General features: G+C 64.2%; 15 protein-coding genes. 5 read left to right on the top strand and 10 right to left on the bottom strand.

The features are described 5' to 3' along the window. The first annotated feature begins 43 nt into the window (after window positions 1-43). On the top strand, window positions 44-796 hold the full coding sequence (locus tag FAS41_RS20845; RefSeq protein ID WP_138525346.1) for a glutathione S-transferase family protein: 753 nt from the start codon (window positions 44-46) through the stop codon (window positions 794-796). On the opposite strand, the gene FAS41_RS20840 is transcribed toward FAS41_RS20845, so the two are convergent. Then, window positions 797-1,672: a LysR family transcriptional regulator gene (locus FAS41_RS20840; protein ID WP_138525345.1), complete on the bottom strand. Its 876-nt coding sequence runs from the start codon at window positions 1,670-1,672 to the stop codon at window positions 797-799. A 97-nt stretch (window positions 1,673-1,769) separates the two neighbouring features. Here FAS41_RS20840 and pcaD point away from each other — a divergent pair, with 97 nt between their 5' ends. Then, complete coding sequence (pcaD, locus tag FAS41_RS20835) at window positions 1,770-2,567, top strand: 3-oxoadipate enol-lactonase (protein ID WP_138525344.1); 798 nt, start codon at window positions 1,770-1,772, stop codon at window positions 2,565-2,567. 59 nt (window positions 2,568-2,626) lie between these two features. Here the strand turns inward: pcaD and FAS41_RS20830 are convergent, their stop codons facing one another. Together FAS41_RS20830 and FAS41_RS20825 are read right to left on the bottom strand one after the other, a co-directional pair. Further along, the gene (locus tag FAS41_RS20830; protein WP_138525343.1) at window positions 2,627-4,156 is read right to left on the bottom strand and encodes an NCS1 family nucleobase:cation symporter-1; all 1,530 of its coding nucleotides are present in this window, start codon (window positions 4,154-4,156) and stop codon (window positions 2,627-2,629) included. A 409-nt stretch (window positions 4,157-4,565) separates the two neighbouring features. After that, entirely contained in the window at window positions 4,566-6,743 is a 2,178-nt protein-coding gene (locus tag FAS41_RS20825; RefSeq protein WP_138525342.1) for a malate synthase G, read from the bottom strand. 294 nt (window positions 6,744-7,037) lie between these two features. Between FAS41_RS20825 and FAS41_RS20820 the strand changes: the two genes are divergently transcribed. Together FAS41_RS20820 and FAS41_RS20815 are read left to right on the top strand one after the other, a co-directional pair. Then, the gene (locus FAS41_RS20820) at window positions 7,038-7,487 is read left to right on the top strand and encodes a GNAT family N-acetyltransferase (RefSeq protein ID WP_138525341.1); all 450 of its coding nucleotides are present in this window, start codon (window positions 7,038-7,040) and stop codon (window positions 7,485-7,487) included. A gap of 19 nt (window positions 7,488-7,506) precedes the next feature. After that, on the top strand, window positions 7,507-8,025 hold the full coding sequence (locus tag FAS41_RS20815) for a glycine cleavage system transcriptional repressor (protein WP_045212798.1): 519 nt from the start codon (window positions 7,507-7,509) through the stop codon (window positions 8,023-8,025). Between the two features lie 647 nt (window positions 8,026-8,672). Here FAS41_RS20815 and rarD read toward each other — a convergent pair. From rarD to FAS41_RS20780, 7 genes are all read right to left on the bottom strand, one after another. Next, window positions 8,673-9,560, bottom strand: coding sequence for an EamA family transporter RarD (gene rarD / locus FAS41_RS20810; RefSeq protein WP_138525340.1), 888 nt, complete (start codon window positions 9,558-9,560; stop codon window positions 8,673-8,675). A 131-nt stretch (window positions 9,561-9,691) separates the two neighbouring features. Beyond that, window positions 9,692-10,687, bottom strand: coding sequence for a lysozyme inhibitor LprI family protein (locus tag FAS41_RS20805; protein ID WP_138525339.1), 996 nt, complete (start codon window positions 10,685-10,687; stop codon window positions 9,692-9,694). Window positions 10,688-10,744: 57 nt separating this feature from the next. Next, on the bottom strand, window positions 10,745-11,719 hold the full coding sequence (locus FAS41_RS20800; RefSeq protein ID WP_138525338.1) for a serine/threonine protein kinase: 975 nt from the start codon (window positions 11,717-11,719) through the stop codon (window positions 10,745-10,747). A 68-nt stretch (window positions 11,720-11,787) separates the two neighbouring features. Next, window positions 11,788-12,156, bottom strand: coding sequence for a type 2 periplasmic-binding domain-containing protein (locus FAS41_RS20795; protein ID WP_138525337.1), 369 nt, complete (start codon window positions 12,154-12,156; stop codon window positions 11,788-11,790). Between the two features lie 117 nt (window positions 12,157-12,273). Continuing rightward, on the bottom strand, window positions 12,274-13,038 hold the full coding sequence (locus FAS41_RS20790; RefSeq protein WP_138525336.1) for a TOBE domain-containing protein: 765 nt from the start codon (window positions 13,036-13,038) through the stop codon (window positions 12,274-12,276). A gap of 93 nt (window positions 13,039-13,131) precedes the next feature. Next, on the bottom strand, window positions 13,132-13,854 hold the full coding sequence (locus tag FAS41_RS20785) for a ComF family protein (protein WP_138525335.1): 723 nt from the start codon (window positions 13,852-13,854) through the stop codon (window positions 13,132-13,134). A 40-nt stretch (window positions 13,855-13,894) separates the two neighbouring features. Next, window positions 13,895-14,188, bottom strand: coding sequence for a hypothetical protein (locus FAS41_RS20780; protein WP_045212785.1), 294 nt, complete (start codon window positions 14,186-14,188; stop codon window positions 13,895-13,897). A 241-nt stretch (window positions 14,189-14,429) separates the two neighbouring features. On the opposite strand from FAS41_RS20780, the gene bioB reads away from it, so the two are divergent. Next, complete coding sequence (gene bioB, locus FAS41_RS20775) at window positions 14,430-15,488, top strand: biotin synthase BioB (RefSeq protein ID WP_138525334.1); 1,059 nt, start codon at window positions 14,430-14,432, stop codon at window positions 15,486-15,488. Window positions 15,489-15,543 lie beyond the last annotated feature (55 nt).

Genomic DNA, 15,543 nt, shown 5'->3' with positions numbered 1-15,543 from the left:
CGCGATCTACAATCGGGCGCCCATTCCTATAAGAAGAACCGTCATGTCCGAACCGCTGCTGCTGATTGGCTCCTACCTGTCCCCCTACGTGCGCAAGGCGCTGGTGCTGCTGGAAATGAAGGGGGTGGACTACCGTATCGATTCCATCGTGCCGTTCTTCGGCAACGAGGATTTCGAGAAGCTGAGCCCGCTGCGCCAGGTACCGGTGCTGGTGGACGGCGAGCTGGTGCTCAACGACTCCTCGGTGATCTGCCAGTACCTGGAAGAGCGTTATCCACAGCCCGCGCTCTACCCGGCGGACATCGCCGAGCGCGCCCGTGCCCGCTGGATCGAGGAATTTGCCGACAGCCGCATGGGCCAGGTGGTGATCTGGCAGCTGTTCGACCAACTGGTGATCGGTCGTGGCGTGTGGGGACGCGAGCCCGATGTGGGGGTATTGGAGAAGACCTACCAGCACGACCTGCCGGCGGTCTTCGATTACCTGGAGGCGCAGTTGCCGGCGAGCGGCTGGCTGTTGGGCGAGTTGTCCATCGCCGACATCAGCGTCGCCTGTTTCATGCGCAACGCGCAGTTCGCCCGCTACGAGCTGGACGCCCAGCGCTGGCCGAAGCTGGCGGCGATGCTCGCGGCAGCCTTCGCTCTGCCTGCATTCCAGACGCTCAACCAGTTCGAGCGCGCTATCGCCCGCACGCCCATCGCTCAGCAGCGCGAGGCGCTGATTGCCGCCGGCGCGCCGGTCAGCGAGGTCTGCCACATGCGCGAGCAACCGGTGCGCGGGCCGATGAGCCGTAGTTGATCAGGACTCCCGCAGGAAGCCCCAGAGCCGTTGCGCGACCGGGCCGTGGGCACGGTCGCGCCGGCGCGCGGCGACCAGCTCTTCGCGGCGACCGGGCAGGTCCGGCCCGCTGAGATCGCACAGGCGTCCTTCGGCCAGTTCCTCGGCAATCAGATGGCGCGGCAGGTGACCCCAAGCCAGGCCGTGCAGCACCAGCTCTTTCTTCATCGCCTGGTCCGGCACCGTGCATTGCGGTGCGCCGTCGAGGGTGAAGTAGTCCGCCGGTGGGGAGTGCCGGGCGCTGTCACGCATCACGCACTGGGTGAGCGCGCGCAACTGTTCGGGACGGATGTCCGTGGTGTTCGCCAGCAGCGTCGGCGCGATCACCGGGATGAAATCCACTTCGCCCAGGTGCAGCCACTCCAGGCGCGGGTCGGCCTTGTCCACGCGGTGCAGGATCAGATCCGCCTCACCGTCGAGCAGCCGCTCCAGCGGACCGCTGACGCTTTCGAAGTACAGCTGCAGGCGCGTGTGAGGCTGCGTGGCGAAGAAGCGCGCAAGCTTTTCCAGCAGGGCAGCTCGTGGGCAGAAGTCGCCGAGCACCACGCGCAGTTCGCTCTCCTCACCGGCCGCCAGGTGCGCGGCGTGGTCCCGCAGGCTGCCCAGTTCGCGCAGCAGGTCCCTGGCGCGGCGGTGGAAGGATTCGCCGGCGCCGGTCAGGGCGACGCGGTAGCCGCTGCGGTCCAGCAGCTCGAAGCCGAGCTGCCGCTCCAGGCGGGCGACAGCGGCGAAAACTGCCGGGTGCGAGCGGTGCAGTTGCTGGGCGGCGGCCTGGAAGCCGCCGGCTTCAACCACGGTGTCGAAGCACTGCAGGTCGTGCAGGGTGAAGTCGTGCATGTCAGGTTTCTTGACAAAGTTGTTCAGTGCTTTGTAATTTCTTCGGAATACGACCGCAACTACCTTCGTCTCCACATTCACTTGAGGAGACGCTCCCATGAGCCCGCTTCATTACCTGGTCACCCGGGATAACGCGCGCATCGCCTATCGCCTGGACGGGGCCGCCGAGCGCCCGCTGCTGGTGCTGTCCAATTCCATCGGCACCGACCTGCATATGTGGGACGGACAGATCGCTGCGCTGAGCGAGCACTTCCGCGTGCTGCGCTACGACGCCCGGGGGCACGGAGCATCCAGCGTTCCCCCCGGCCCCTATTCGCTGACGCGGCTGGGGCAGGACGTGGTCGAACTGCTTGACTCGCTCGGCGTGCAGCGTGCGCATTTCCTGGGGCTTTCACTCGGCGGGTTCGTCGGCCAGTGGCTGGCGCTGAATGCTCCGCAACGCATCGAGCGACTGGTTCTGGCAAACACCTCCGCCTGGCTCGGGCCGCAGGAGCAGTGGGATGCGCGCATCGCCGAGGTACTGGCGGCGGCGGATATGCGGGGCACCGCGGCAACCTTCCTCGCCAACTGGTTTCCGGCGCTCTGGCTGGAGACGTCGAGACCGGAGGTAGAGCCTTTCCGCGCCACGTTGCTGGCGACCAATCGGCATGGATTGGCCGGCTCCTTCGCCGCCGTGCAGGAAGCCGATCTGCGCAGCGCATTACACGATGTCCGCCTGCCTACGCTGGTGGTCGCCGGGCAGTTCGACACCGTGACTGCCGCCAGCCACAGCGAACTGATTGCCCAAGCGATCCCCGGTGCGCGCGTGTTCACGCTGCCGGCGGTGCACCTGTCGAACGTCGAGTTTCCCCGTGAGTTCGAAGGCGCCGTGCTGGACTTCCTGCTGGCGCCCTGAATGAACAAGGCCGCCCGAGGGCGGCCTTGTCGCTTATCCACAGGCCGATCAGCACAAGATCAATGATGCGCAGCGTCTACCGCGATGGATTCGCCGGATACGTCCGAATAGACGCGCTTGCGGTCGGCCAGGGCATAGTGGATCAGCGCACCGAGACCGGCGCCGAAGAACCAGGAGAAGTGCGACAGCGCCTCGAAGGCCGGCACCAGCGCGAGGACGATGGCGATCAGCGCTGCCGGAACGAACGCCGCCACTGCTCGCAGGTTCACGCCGCCGCTGAAGTGGTAGGTCGCCTCGCGGCTCTCGCTGTACAGCTCCGGCAGGTTTACCCGGCTGCGGCGCACCAGGTAGTAGTCGGTGACCATGATCCCGTAGAGCGGGCCGAGCAGGGCGCCCAGGCCGCCGAGGAAATACACGATCACCGCCGGACTGTTGTACAGGTGCCAGGGCAGGATCAGCACCGCGATGGTGGCGCTGAGCAGGCCAGCGCGGCGGAAGTTCAGCAGATTGGGCGCCAGGTTGGTGAGCACGTAGGCCGGGGCGACGAAGTTGGCCATGATGTTCACCGCCACGGTGACGATCAGGAAGGCCAGGCAGGCCAGTACCAGGCCGAAGGTGTTGGGGATCGCGGCGACGATTTCGGTGGGGTTCTGCACCAGCTTGCCGTCGATGCTGAACTGCGCGCCGGCCAGCACCACGGCGATCAGCGCGAAGCCCAGCATGTTCACCGGCAGGCCCCAGAAATTGCCCACGCTGATGGTGCGGCGGTCCGGGCAATTGCGGGTGAAGTCGCAGAAGTTGAGGATCATGGTGCCGTACAGCGAGACCCACAGCGCAGCGGCGCCCAGTACCTTGAGCCACATCGCAGAGCCGGTTGGCGCATGGCCGCTGGACCAGGCAATCGACAGGCCGGCGCGCCAGTACATCCAGCCGGCGAGGCTGGCAAAGGCCACCAGGATGATCGGGCCGGCGAAGGATTCGTAGCGGCGCACCATCTCCATGCCGTAGGCGAAGATCACCAACTGCACGCACCAGATGCCGAGGAAGGTGATCCAGCCGAGGGTCGACAGGCCGAGGATCGAGTCCTGGTCATAGGCTGCAAGGCTCGGTGCGATAGCGGTGAGCAGCACGCGCAGCACTACCGAGGCGAGGTAGGTCTGGATGCCGAACCAGGCGATGGCGATCACCGCGCGGATCAGCGCCGGCACCTGCGCGCCGTGGATGCCGAAGCTGATGCGGCACATCACCGGGTAGGGCAGGCCGGTCTTCTGGCCCATGTAGCCGGAGAGGTTCATCAGGCCGTAGATCACCAGCGCGCCGAGGGCGAATGCGGCGAGGATCTGCGCGCCGCTCATGCCCAGCGCGAAGAGGCCGATGGCGAAGGAGTAGTTGGCGATGTTGTGCACATCGTTGGTCCACAACGCGAACAGGCTGTAGCGCCCCCAACTGCGGCCGGCAGCCTTGGTCGGTGCCAGGTCGGCGCTGTACAGGCGCGGGCTCAGGGTCGGCGCGGCCACCTTGGCGGATGCCGTGCTGTCGACAGGTTGGACGGGGGTAACGCCGGACAGGTGCGTGGGACTACTGGTCATGGGCTACTCGGCTTTTGTATGCACGGCTTTTTGTGGTTTGTGTGCAAAAGCCAGTTCCGTGCCAGTGCAGCCGCTCGCGCGCTGTCGGCCGTTCCTCCGGCGCGCGCGAAGATCGCTTGAGCCCTTTATTGGTGCGGACTGCGCGCATGTCCAAGTGGTCAGGAAATTTATTTTCCATAGCAATCATTGACTTGTGAGTCAGGTTGGACGAGATCGCCGATAGTGCGTGGTGGGGATTTTGTACACAAAAATTGTGCACATGCGTTACGTCCCGCACTGCTGCTCCCTTGTCGGGGCGGCTCAGGACGTGAGCGCTGTTCGCGTCGGGCGGGCTAGCAGGCCGACTCCAGCCGGCAGCCATAAAAAAACCGCCCCGGAGGGCGGTTTCTTCAACACATCGCGAAAGTCCTTACAGACCGTTCTTGGCCTTGAACTCGCGACGGCGGCGGTGCAGGACCGGCTCGGTGTAGCCGTTGGGCTGTTTGGTGCCTTCGATGACCAGTTCCAGCGCGGCCTGGAAGGCCACGTTGTCGTCGAAGTTCGGCGCCATCGCGCGGTACTGGGCATCACCGGCGTTCTGGCGATCCACCACCGAAGCCATGCGCTTGAGGCTTTCCAGCACTTGCTCCTCGGTCACTACGCCGTGGCGCAGCCAGTTGGCCAGCAGCTGGCTGGAGATGCGCAGGGTGGCGCGGTCTTCCATCAGGCCAACGTCGTTGATGTCCGGCACCTTGGAGCAGCCGACGCCCTGGTCGATCCAGCGGACCACGTAGCCGAGGATGCCCTGGGCGTTGTTGTCCAGCTCGTTCTTGATCTCTTCCGCGCTCCAGTTGGTGTTGGGGGCGAGCGGAAGGGTCAGGATGTCGTCCACCGAAGCCGGTGCGCGCTTGGCCAGTTCGGCCTGACGGGCGAACACGTCGACCTTGTGGTAGTGCAGCGCGTGCAGGGTGGCAGCGGTCGGCGACGGAACCCAGGCGGTGTTGGCGCCGGCCAGTGGGTGAGCGATCTTCTGCTCGAGCATGGCGGCCATCAGGTCGGGCATGGCCCACATGCCTTTGCCGATCTGGGCTTTGCCCTGCAGGCCGGTGGCCAGGCCGACGTCGACGTTGTTGTTCTCGTAGGAGCCGATCCACTTCTCGGTCTTCATGGCGCCCTTGCGCACCATGGCGCCGGCTTCCATGGAGGTGTGGATTTCGTCACCGGTGCGGTCGAGGAAGCCGGTGTTGATGAACACCACGCGCTCGGCGGCGGCCTTGATGCAGGCCTTCAGGTTGACGGTGGTGCGGCGCTCTTCGTCCATGATGCCGACTTTCAGCGTGTTGCGCGGCAGGCCCAGCAGGTCTTCGACGCGGCTGAAGATCTCGGCGGCGAAGGCGACTTCTTCCGGACCGTGCATCTTCGGCTTCACGATGTACACGCTGCCGGTGCGGCTGTTCTTGCGGGTAGCGCTGCCGTTCAGGTTGTGAATGGCGATCAGGCTGGTGAACAGGCCGTCCTGGATGCCTTCGGGCACTTCGTTGCCCTGGGCGTCGAGGATCGCCGGGTTGGTCATCAGGTGGCCAACGTTACGCACGAACAGCAGGGAGCGCCCATGCAGGCTCAGCTCGGAACCATCGGCCTTGGTGTAAACGCGGTCCGGGTTCATGGTGCGGGTGAAGGTGCTGCCGCCCTTGGAAACCTGCTCGGCGAGGTCGCCTTTCATCAGGCCCAGCCAGTTGCGGTAGACCACGACCTTGTCGTCGGCGTCGACGGCGGCCACGGAGTCTTCGCAGTCCATGATGGTGGTCAGCGCGGACTCCATCAGGACGTCTTTCACGCCAGCAGCGTCGGTCTGGCCGATCGGGCTGGTCGGGTCGATCTGGATTTCGAAGTGCAGGCCGTTGTGCTTGAGCAGCACGGCTTTCGGCTTGGCGGCTTCGCCCTGGAAGGCCAGGAACTGAGCGGCATTCTTCAGGCCGGTCTCGCTGCCATTCTTCAGGGTGACGGCCAGTGCGCCGTTCTTCACCACATAGGCGGTAGCGTCGACATGGGAGCCGGATTCCAGCGCAGCGGCTTCGTCGAGGAAGGCGCGGGCGAAGGCGATGACCTTGTCACCGCGGACCTTGTTGTAGCCCTTGCCCTTCTCGGCACCGTTCTCTTCGCTGATCGCGTCGGTGCCGTACAGTGCGTCGTACAGCGAGCCCCAGCGGGCGTTGGCGGCGTTCAGGGCGAAGCGCGCGTTCATCACCGGCACCACCAGCTGCGGGCCGGCCATGCGGGCGATTTCTTCGTCGACGTTCTGGGTGCTGGCCTGGAAGTCGGCCGGCTCGGGCAGCAGGTAACCGATTTCCTGCAGGAAGGCCTTGTAGGCGGCTGCGTCATGCGGCTTGCCGGCGCGGGCCTGGTGCCAGCCGTCGACTTTCGCCTGGATGTCATCGCGCTTGGCGAGCAGGGCCTTGTTCTTGGGGGCCAGGTCGTTGATTACGGTTTCTACGCCCGCCCAGAACTTGCCGGCTTCGATGCCGGTGCCGGGAATGGCTTCGTTGTTCACGAAGTCGAAAAGGACTTTGGCGACCTGCAGGCCACCGACTTGAACGCGTTCAGTCATTGCTTGCCTCACTCTGCTCAGGACCAGCTCTGGACACAGGCAAAACGCCTTGTAGTCCGAGCCGCGGAATACTACATGATGCCGTGGGAAAAATCAGTGGGCTAGCGTCGCGGTTAGACCAAAGTACGCATATCAGTCACGTAGCAGGTCTTATGTTCGCAAATATCCTTTGGATTGTTCCAGATAAATCTTAAAACTGTACACGCATTACCCGAATGGGTACCTGTGGCAGCCCGTCGCATCCGGCTAACCTCGCCGTGCCTATACTGCATCTTCCCTCCTGGAGAATCCCGCATGTCCGTGACGCTTGCCACCCCCACCGATCTGGATGACCTGGTTCCGCTGTTTTCCGGCTACCTCGATTTCTACGAGGTGCCTGCGCCGCACGCGAAGATTCGCGAATTCCTCGGGGCACGTATCGGCAGCGGGCAGTCCACGGTGTTCATCGCGCGCAGTATCGATGGGCTGGCGGTCGGCTTCGTGCAGCTGTATCCGTTCTTCGCTTCCCTGGCGCTGCAGGCGTCCTGGCTGGTCAGCGACCTCTACGTTTTGCCTGCTGCGCGTCGCGATGGCTACGGTGAAGCGCTGATGAACGCCGCCCGCGCCCACGGCGAAAGCACCGGTGCCTGCGGCCTGATGCTGGAGACGGCGAAGACCAACCATGCTGGTCAGTCGCTGTATGAGCGTCTGGGCTACAAGCGGGACGACAAGTTCTACACCTATTGGCTGGACCTCACGGCCTAGCCCTTCGCGGAGACTGCTCATGGACCACCTCGTATTGACCGTCATCGCCCAGGACCAGCCCGGTCTGGTGGAGCGCGTGGCCAAATGCATCGCCGCCCACGGCGGCAACTGGCTGGAAAGCCGCATGTCGCGCATGGCCGGGCAGTTCGCCGGGATCCTTCGCGTGGCCGTGCCCGCCGAGGGTTATGACGAGCTGGTGGAAGGCCTTCAGGAACTGAGCGAGCACGGCATTCGCGTGCTGCTGGCGGAGAGCGGTATCGAGCCGGCCTGCAACTGGAAGCCGATCCATCTCGATCTGGTGGGCAACGACCGCCCCGGCATCGTCCGTGACATCACCCAGCTGCTGGCCGAGCATGGTGTGAACCTGGAAAGCCTGACGACCGAGGTGCTGCCAGCGCCGATGAGCAGTGAGCCGCTGTTCCACGCCGAGGCGCTGCTGGCCGTGCCGCTGACCCTGCCGTTGGAAACCCTGCAGCAGAAGCTGGAAGAACTGGCGGATGACCTGATGGTGGAGCTGAATTTCCACAGCGGGGAATGATTGTTCTGCATTGATTGCAAAGCTTGTGGAAAAACCTGTGGGCTCTCTGTTGATGAATTGACAGGGGGCCCATTTTGTCTGGGCCTCCTGCTGATCCATTTATCCACTTGCGGTGTCGTTGCTGTGCACAGATTGCGGGGATCGCACCGTGGGCAATCTGTTGATAAGTTGCTAGGACCTGCTAGCCACTTGGCTTCCAGTGATCTGGTCGTTTTTTGCACAAGGCGTGCACGGCAAGCTGAGTGCTCCGGACTCTCCAGTCGCTGTGCACAAAACCACTGGAAGAGTCTGTGGAGAAGCCGTTCATGGAACGCTGAGGGCCGCGCTGTTTCTGGTCTTCACAGTGTTGTCCACTTTCTGAACGGACGCCGGTTGTCCATCCACACGAAGCGGGGATCAGCCTGTGGAAAAGCCAGGGAAATGGCTTGGCAGCCCAGAAACCACGAGACGTGCGTAGTTTTGATCAACTAGTGATCGGATTGCCGTGGGCAACCAGGGAGTGCTGCACAGAGAAGCGTGCGGCGGAGCGGCTTGTGGAAGAAATGGTCGTTATCCCCGCATTCGCGGGATAGAGCTGTGGACAATCTGCGGGTGACTGCCTGCAAGCCGCAGCTGGCGCGGCTTGCAGGCAGTGGGTCAATTAATGATCAGTCGCCGCGGGAGAGGCGGTACCAGATGTCCACGCTGTAGACGACCAGGCCCGCCCAGATGCAGCAGAGGGAGATCAGGCGAGTGGTGTCCAGGTGCTCGCCAAACAGCAGGATTGCCTGCAGCAGCACCAGGGTCGGTGCCAGGTACTGCAGGAAGCCCAGCGTCGCGTAAGGCAGGTGGCGCGCGGCAGCGTTGAAGCACACCAGCGGCACCAGGGTGATCGGGCCGGCGGCGGCGAGCCAGATGGCGTCCTTGGTGGTCCAGAAGTCTGCGTGCACGCTCGGGCCGTCGGCGAACAGCACGAGGTAGCCGATCGCCAGTGGCAGCAGGATCCAGGTCTCCACTACCAGGCCCGGCAGCGCAGCCACCGGCGCCTGTTTGCGGATCAGCCCGTAGAAGCCGAAGGTCAGCGCCAGTGCCAGCGATACCCAGGGCAGGCTGCCCAGTTGCCAGAGCTGCTGGGCCACGCCCAGCGCAGCGAGGCCGACCGCTACCCACTGCAGCGGGCGCAGGCGTTCGCGCAGGATCACCAGGCCCAGCAATACGTTGATCAGCGGGTTGATGTAGTAGCCCAGGCTGGCCTCGATCATGTGGCCGTTGTTCACCGCCCAGACGTAGACCAGCCAGTTGCTGGCAATCAACAGGCCGCTGGCGGTGAGGACGGCGATGCGCTTGGGATTCTCGCGCAGCTCGCGCCACCAGCCGGGGTGCTTCCACACCAGTAACAGCAGGGCGCCGAACACCGCCGACCAGAGGGCCCGGTGGGTGATGATTTCCAGCGCGGGGATGCGTTCGAGCAGCTTGAAGTAGATCGGGAAGAGTCCCCAGATGACATAGGCAGTCAAGCCCAGAGCGTAGCCCCGGCGGGGATTGGCGGTGGCCATGGAACATCCTTGGTTAGGCAGCTAATGAGTGGCTGCACAATTCTAGGGCGCGCAACGGGGCTTGTCTGTGCTGCTTCGCTGGACGTCCCGGTAGCGTCGGCGAATGGGCGTAACGATGTCGTTACAGCGCGCTACGGGTCGCCGTAAATCTCCTTGAACGGCACCTTGCGCGAGGAGGTGGTTTTCCATTGGCCATTGACCAGTTCCTCAGTGCTCAGCAGGACCATATCCGGATCGCCACTGCCTCCAGCAGCATCCTCTATCTCACGTTTTACTTCGACTGGCTGATTGGCTTCCACCCTGTATTCGCTCTTCTCGTGGTAGCAGCAGCCGCTCTTGGAAAAGGTGATCAGCCGTTTGCGCTTGCCGTCGATATCGAAGAAGCCCAGGTTTTCCAGTGTCAGCGCGCTCAGCTCAGGACTGTAGATAAAGCGTTGCCGTCCCGCATCGAAGAGAAAAACGTCGTAGCTTGGCCCGCCATAGGAGCCTCGGTTGCCGTTCTGTACTGCAAAGTCCGGCTGGCCATCGAAATTGAAGTCACCTGCATTGATCACGCCCTGATAATCGTAAAGCCTGGCTGAGTTCACCAGTGGTTCGCCGTTCTCCTGCCGCGTCAGGAAAACATTGGGTAGATAGATTGCCTGTGCCACCTCGTTGCTGCCGGCGCGCTCGATGCCGAGGAAGGCCGGACCCTCGCAGGTCTGCTCCGGACAGGGTTGCATGTCGAGTAGGAAGTCATAGCCCGGCGCGGTGTTACTGATCCTTAGTGCCTGCTTCCAATCGTGGCCCTGGGCATCGACGCCGGTTCCAGGCCCCAGCTCCTCCAGACGCTCGCGGTAGGCGTCGCTCAAGCAGTCGGTCAAGGTCTCGGTGGCTTCACAGCGTCGCCGGGTGTTTTGCAGCCAGCTGCGCTGGGCTTTCTTGAGTTGTACCGGGTCGAGTTCGGGGCTGCCCAGATGAGCACGGTAAGTCAGACTCAATTGATCATCGAGTGCTGAGAGGTCATCGTTTGCACAGATGGCTTGTTCCATCGGGGTGCTGGCTTTCTGGCAGTCAAAGCTGGCAGCCAGTGCCGACGGCAGAGTGACCGACAGGCATGCGATGAAGGGCAGGCGCAGTACTTTCATGGTGTGTCTTCCGTGAAGAGGAACTGTGCCGAGCACTCCTGCGTCGGCACGGAGAAATCAGAACAGCCGCAGCGGCTCCTCATCCAGTGCCGCCAACTGCTCGCGCAGTACCAGCACCTGCTCGCCCCAGTAACGCTCGGTGCCGAACCAGGGGAAGCTCGGGGGGAACGCCGGGTCGTCCCAGCGGCGTGCCAGCCACGCGCTGTAATGCATCAGGCGCAAGGCGCGCAGGCCTTCGATCAGCGGCAGCTCGCGCGGGTCGAAGTCGTGGAATTCCTGGTAGCCGTCGACCAGTTCCGAGAGCTGCCCGAGGCGTTCCTGGCGCTCGCCGGCAAGCATCATCCACAAGTCCTGCACCGCCGGGCCCATGCGGCAGTCGTCGAGGTCGACGACGTGGAAGGTCTCGTCGCGGCACAGCAGGTTGCCGGGGTGGCAATCGCCATGCATGCGGATGGGCGTGTATTTCACCCGGGCATACAGGTCATCGACTTTCTTCAACAGGTCGCGGGCGACGGATGAGTAAGCCGGCAGCAGGCTCTTCGGGACGAAGTTGCCTTCCAGCAGGGTGGCCAGGGACTCGTGCCCGAAGTTCGCCGGGGTCAGCGCCTCGCGGTGTTCGAAGGGCCGATTGGCGCCCACGGCGTGCAGGCGACCGAGCAACTGCCCGAGGCGATAGAGCTGGTCGAGGTTGCCCGGCTCCGGCGCGCGGCCGCCGCGGCGGGGAAACAGGGTGAAGCGGAAGCCGGCATGCTCGAAGAGGGTCTGGCCCTCATGCACCAGCGGCGCCACCACTGGGACTTCGCACTCGGCGAGCTCGGCGGAGAAGGCGTGCTCCTCGAGGATCGCCTCGGTAGTCCAGCGGCCCGGGCGGTAGAACTTGGCGATCAGTGGCTCGCTGTCCTCGATGCCCACCTGGTAGACGCGGTTCTCATAGCTGTTGAGCGCCAGTACGCGGGCGTCGCTGAGGAAACCGATGCTTTCCACCGCATCCAGCACCAGGTCGGGGGTGAGGTCGGAAAAGGGATGGGACATGGCGACGTTCCGGCAATGGTAAAGCTGCCTAGTTTACCCAGTCCGCCCCCTTTGGGTGCGCAGTCGCCTCAGCGGTCGGTGCAGTGTTTCCCCAGGTAGTCGATGAAGTCCGTGGCCAGCGCCCGGCGTTCGCCCTTCACCAGGGTCAGTTTCTGCATCGCGCGGGCGTTGCATCTCAGTAGCTGGGTCTGTTCCGTGCTGTGCAAGGGCGTCAGCAACAGGTCGTAGGGCGTGCCTTGGCGGACCTGCTCGGTGAGTTCGCTCTCATCGCCTCCGATCAGCAGGACCTTGTTGCGGGTCTCGATCTGGTATTGGTCCACCAGTGGTTCCAGCGTCGACATCAGCTCATTGCTGGCTCCCACGCGCAGGACATCGGGGCCGGCCTGGCTGGTAAAGGGCAGGAGCAGCAGGGCGAGCAGCAGCAGTGGGCGGCGCATGGTGGGAGCTCCGGTTGACCAAGGCCCCGCCCGGTGTGGGCAGAGCTCAGGCCGTTATTGGAGCGCGGTGCGACACCCTGGGGCTTGATATGAGGCAGGGAAACTCATGTGGCGAGGCTAGAGGGGCGTGCCGAGGATCACCTGCGCCGGGGAGAATTGCGCGCGGACCGCCGAACCCGGTTGCAGGCCAAGGATATCGATGCGTTCCGGGTCGGTCAGGGCGCAGAGCATCTGGCCGCTGGGCAGTTGAATGCGGACTTCGCTGGGGCCGTCGTCGGCTTCGCGGATGTCGTCAACGTGGCCTTCCAGCGCGTTGAGCCCTTCCGGGCAAGGGATGTGTGGCAGGTCGACGTAGAGCCAGCCGGCCTTCATCAGCGCCACCACCGGCACGCCGTCAGCCAGTTCCAGCTTCTCGGTGCTCTCGCGGGTCACCCGCGCCTGGATGCGCGCGCCGCCGGGCAACTCGATGCTCACCAGGTCGTTGAGGCCGGACGGCTCCACCGCGCAGACGCGCCCATGCAGCTGATTTCGCGCGCTGGTGCGCATCATCAGGCGGCCGATCAGCTCCAGGTCGGCCTGGTGCTCGACGTGCTCGACTATATGTTCGCGCAGGGCTTCCAGGCGCTGGTACAGCGCCAGCAGGCGTTCGCCCTCGGTGGTCAGGCGCGCACCGCCGCCGCCCTTGCCGCCGACGCTGCGTTCCACCAGCGGCCGGTCGGAGAGGTTGTTCAGTTCATCGATGGCATCCCAGGCCGTCTTGTAGCTCATCCCGGCGGCCTTGGCGGCGTGGGTGATCGAGCCGAGCTGGGCGATCTGCGCCAGCAGGGCGATGCGCTGCGGGCGACGGGTAACGTGTTGGGTCAACAGGCTGAGGGTGGTCATGGTTTCGCGGGTACTTATTGGTATGCGACGAGGCTCCGTTGCTGGCGTGCAAAACGCAAGGGGCAGATGTCGGGAATGTGGCCGAACGGTCGTCTATTCCGGGGCCGGCGTGCGTGCCAGGCAGTAGACGTCGACTCGCCGTGCACCGGCGCGGCGCAGCAGGCGGGCGATGCGCTCGGCGGTGGCGCCGGTAGTCAGCACGTCGTCCACCAACGCCAGATGCAGGCCTTCGACCTCCGTGCCACTGGCCAGGGTGAAGGCGCTGCGCAGGTTGCGCTTGCGGGTAGCAGCGTCCAGGCCTTGCTGGGCGGGGGTGTCCTGTGTGCGGCGAACGAGGCGGTTATCCACAGGCAGTCCCAGTGGCGCGGCCAGCCACTGCGCCAGCAGTTGCGCCTGGTTGAAGCCACGTTGACGCTCGCGTCGGTGCGACAGCGGTACAGGGATCAGCCGGTCCGGGCGCAACAACCCTTCCTCGTAGGCATGCAGCAGATGACGCTCGAGCAATTGGCCGAGCAGCCGGCCGAGCGGCGCATTGGCCTGGTGCTTGAAGCGGGTGACCAGTGCATCGACGGGAAAGCCGTAGCGCAGGGGGGCCTCGACGCGGTGGAAGGCTGGCGCGCGGCGCAGGCATTGGCCGCAGGTCAGCCCGGAAACCGGCAGGGGGAGGGCGCAGATCGCGCAATGCCCGGCGAGCCAGGGCAGGTCATCGTCGCAGCCGGCGCAGAGAGGCAGGGCGGCCTGTTCCGCTGCTCCTCCACAGAGGAGGCATTGCAGACGAGGCCGCCACCAGGCGGGACGCCATTGAAGTAACCGCATTCAGCCCCTCCAGGGGCGGGGCTGTTCAGCGGGGATCGGCTCAGTGGATCAGCCAGCTCAACACCACCAGTCCCAGCACCGTCCAGATCAGCCCGCCGAAGATCGAGCGCCGCAGGAAGGCGCGGATGCCACTGTAGAGAAACAGCAGGCCAATGAAGAGCAGGACGAAGCTGAAGATCGAGACGTCGATTCCCACAGCCCGCGCCAGACCGTGGAAGAAGTCGTCCATGGCGCGCCACAGGCCGCCAAGTACACCCGACAGCAGATCGACGATGAAGCGGATGGCCTTGCCGACCATCTGGCCAAGGCCGTCGAAGAATCCTTCTGTTCCCATCTGGGGTATGACTCCTGAGTGTTCTGCCTGATTGGAGCGGCGATTGGATGGATCGGTTCAGCCGCAACTGCAACCGGATCGCTGTAATTGATCAATAAATGATCACTTGTCGACCTGTGTCGCGAGAGTGGTTGACAGCGTCACAGCTCCACATATGATGCCTTGAGCCTGATTTCCCCGGTGGCGCGCCGCCGGGGCACCTTAGACAAGAGGCGCCCCCAAGCGTCGAAGGACTTTGCCGATGAGTGCCACCGCAGCCCAAGTAACCCGCCACGACTGGACCCTTGCCGAAGTCCGCGCCCTGTTCGAACAGCCCTTCAACGACCTGCTGTTCCAGGCGCAGACCCTGCACCGCGCACACTTCGATCCGAACCGCGTGCAGGTTTCCACCCTGCTGTCGATCAAGACCGGCGCCTGCCCGGAAGACTGCAAGTATTGCCCGCAGTCCGGCCACTACAACACCGGCCTGGACAAGGAAAAGCTGATGGAAGTGCAGAAGGTGCTGCAGGCCGCTGCCGAAGCCAAGGCTATCGGCTCGACGCGCTTCTGCATGGGCGCCGCCTGGAAGCATCCTTCGGCGAAGGACATGCCCTACGTGCTGGAAATGGTGAAGGGCGTGAAGAAGCTCGGCCTGGAAACCTGCATGACCCTGGGCAAGCTGACCCAGGAGCAGACCCAGTCGCTGGCCGAAGCGGGCCTCGACTACTACAACCACAACCTCGATACCTCGCCGGAGTTCTACGGCAACATCATTACCACCCGCACCTACAGCGAGCGTCTGCAGACCCTGGCGTACGTGCGCGAAGCGGGGATGAAGATCTGCTCCGGCGGCATCCTCGGCATGGGCGAGTCGGTGGACGACCGCGCCGGCCTGCTGATCCAGCTGGCCAACCTGCCCGAGCACCCGGAATCGGTACCGATCAACATGCTGGTGAAGGTGAAGGGCACCCCGTTGGCCGAGGAAAAGGACGTCGATCCGTTCGACTTCATCCGCACCCTGGCCGTCGCCCGCATCATGATGCCGAAATCCCACGTACGCCTGTCCGCCGGCCGCGAGCAGATGAACGAGCAGATGCAGGCCCTGGCCTTCATGGCTGGCGCCAACTCGATCTTCTACGGCGAGAAGCTGCTGACCACCACCAACCCGCAGGCCGAGAAGGACATGCAGCTGTTTGCGCGCCTAGGGATCAAGCCCGAGGAGCGCGAGGAACACGCCGATGAGGTACACCAGGCCGCTATCGAGCAGGCGCTGGTGGAACAACGTGACTCCCAGCTGTTCTATAACGCGGCTTCGGCCTGATAGAGCCGCTCTTCTTCATGTAGGAGCGAGGGGGACACCTGGTTCTTGCTCGCGA

The organism is Pseudomonas nicosulfuronedens (assembly GCF_005877905.1).
Taxonomy (GTDB): Bacteria; Pseudomonadota; Gammaproteobacteria; order Pseudomonadales; family Pseudomonadaceae; genus Pseudomonas; species Pseudomonas nicosulfuronedens.
This window is presented reverse-complemented; position numbering and strand designations above follow the sequence as displayed.

Bases quoted from the DNA above. Each gene is read 5' to 3' on its own strand.
- FAS41_RS20790 (WP_138525336.1), bottom strand. From the start codon at position 13,038: ATGACCACCCTCAGCCTGTTGACCCAACACGTTACCCGTCGCCCGCAG.
- rarD (WP_138525340.1), bottom strand. From the start codon at position 9,560: ATGGCCACCGCCAATCCCCGCCGGGGCTACGCTCTGGGCTTGACTGCC.
- FAS41_RS20830 (WP_138525343.1), bottom strand. From the start codon at position 4,156: ATGACCAGTAGTCCCACGCACCTGTCCGGCGTTACCCCCGTCCAACCT.
- FAS41_RS20825 (WP_138525342.1), bottom strand. From the start codon at position 6,743: ATGACTGAACGCGTTCAAGTCGGTGGCCTGCAGGTCGCCAAAGTCCTT.
- FAS41_RS20800 (WP_138525338.1), bottom strand. From the start codon at position 11,719: ATGTCCCATCCCTTTTCCGACCTCACCCCCGACCTGGTGCTGGATGCG.
- bioB (WP_138525334.1), top strand. From the start codon at position 14,430: ATGAGTGCCACCGCAGCCCAAGTAACCCGCCACGACTGGACCCTTGCC.
- pcaD (WP_138525344.1), top strand. From the start codon at position 1,770: ATGAGCCCGCTTCATTACCTGGTCACCCGGGATAACGCGCGCATCGCC.
- FAS41_RS20820 (WP_138525341.1), top strand. From the start codon at position 7,038: ATGTCCGTGACGCTTGCCACCCCCACCGATCTGGATGACCTGGTTCCG.
- FAS41_RS20780 (WP_045212785.1), bottom strand. From the start codon at position 14,188: ATGGGAACAGAAGGATTCTTCGACGGCCTTGGCCAGATGGTCGGCAAG.
- FAS41_RS20785 (WP_138525335.1), bottom strand. From the start codon at position 13,854: ATGCGGTTACTTCAATGGCGTCCCGCCTGGTGGCGGCCTCGTCTGCAA.
- FAS41_RS20795 (WP_138525337.1), bottom strand. From the start codon at position 12,156: ATGCGCCGCCCACTGCTGCTGCTCGCCCTGCTGCTCCTGCCCTTTACC.
- FAS41_RS20840 (WP_138525345.1), bottom strand. From the start codon at position 1,672: ATGCACGACTTCACCCTGCACGACCTGCAGTGCTTCGACACCGTGGTT.
- FAS41_RS20805 (WP_138525339.1), bottom strand. From the start codon at position 10,687: ATGAAAGTACTGCGCCTGCCCTTCATCGCATGCCTGTCGGTCACTCTG.
- FAS41_RS20845 (WP_138525346.1), top strand. From the start codon at position 44: ATGTCCGAACCGCTGCTGCTGATTGGCTCCTACCTGTCCCCCTACGTG.
- FAS41_RS20815 (WP_045212798.1), top strand. From the start codon at position 7,507: ATGGACCACCTCGTATTGACCGTCATCGCCCAGGACCAGCCCGGTCTG.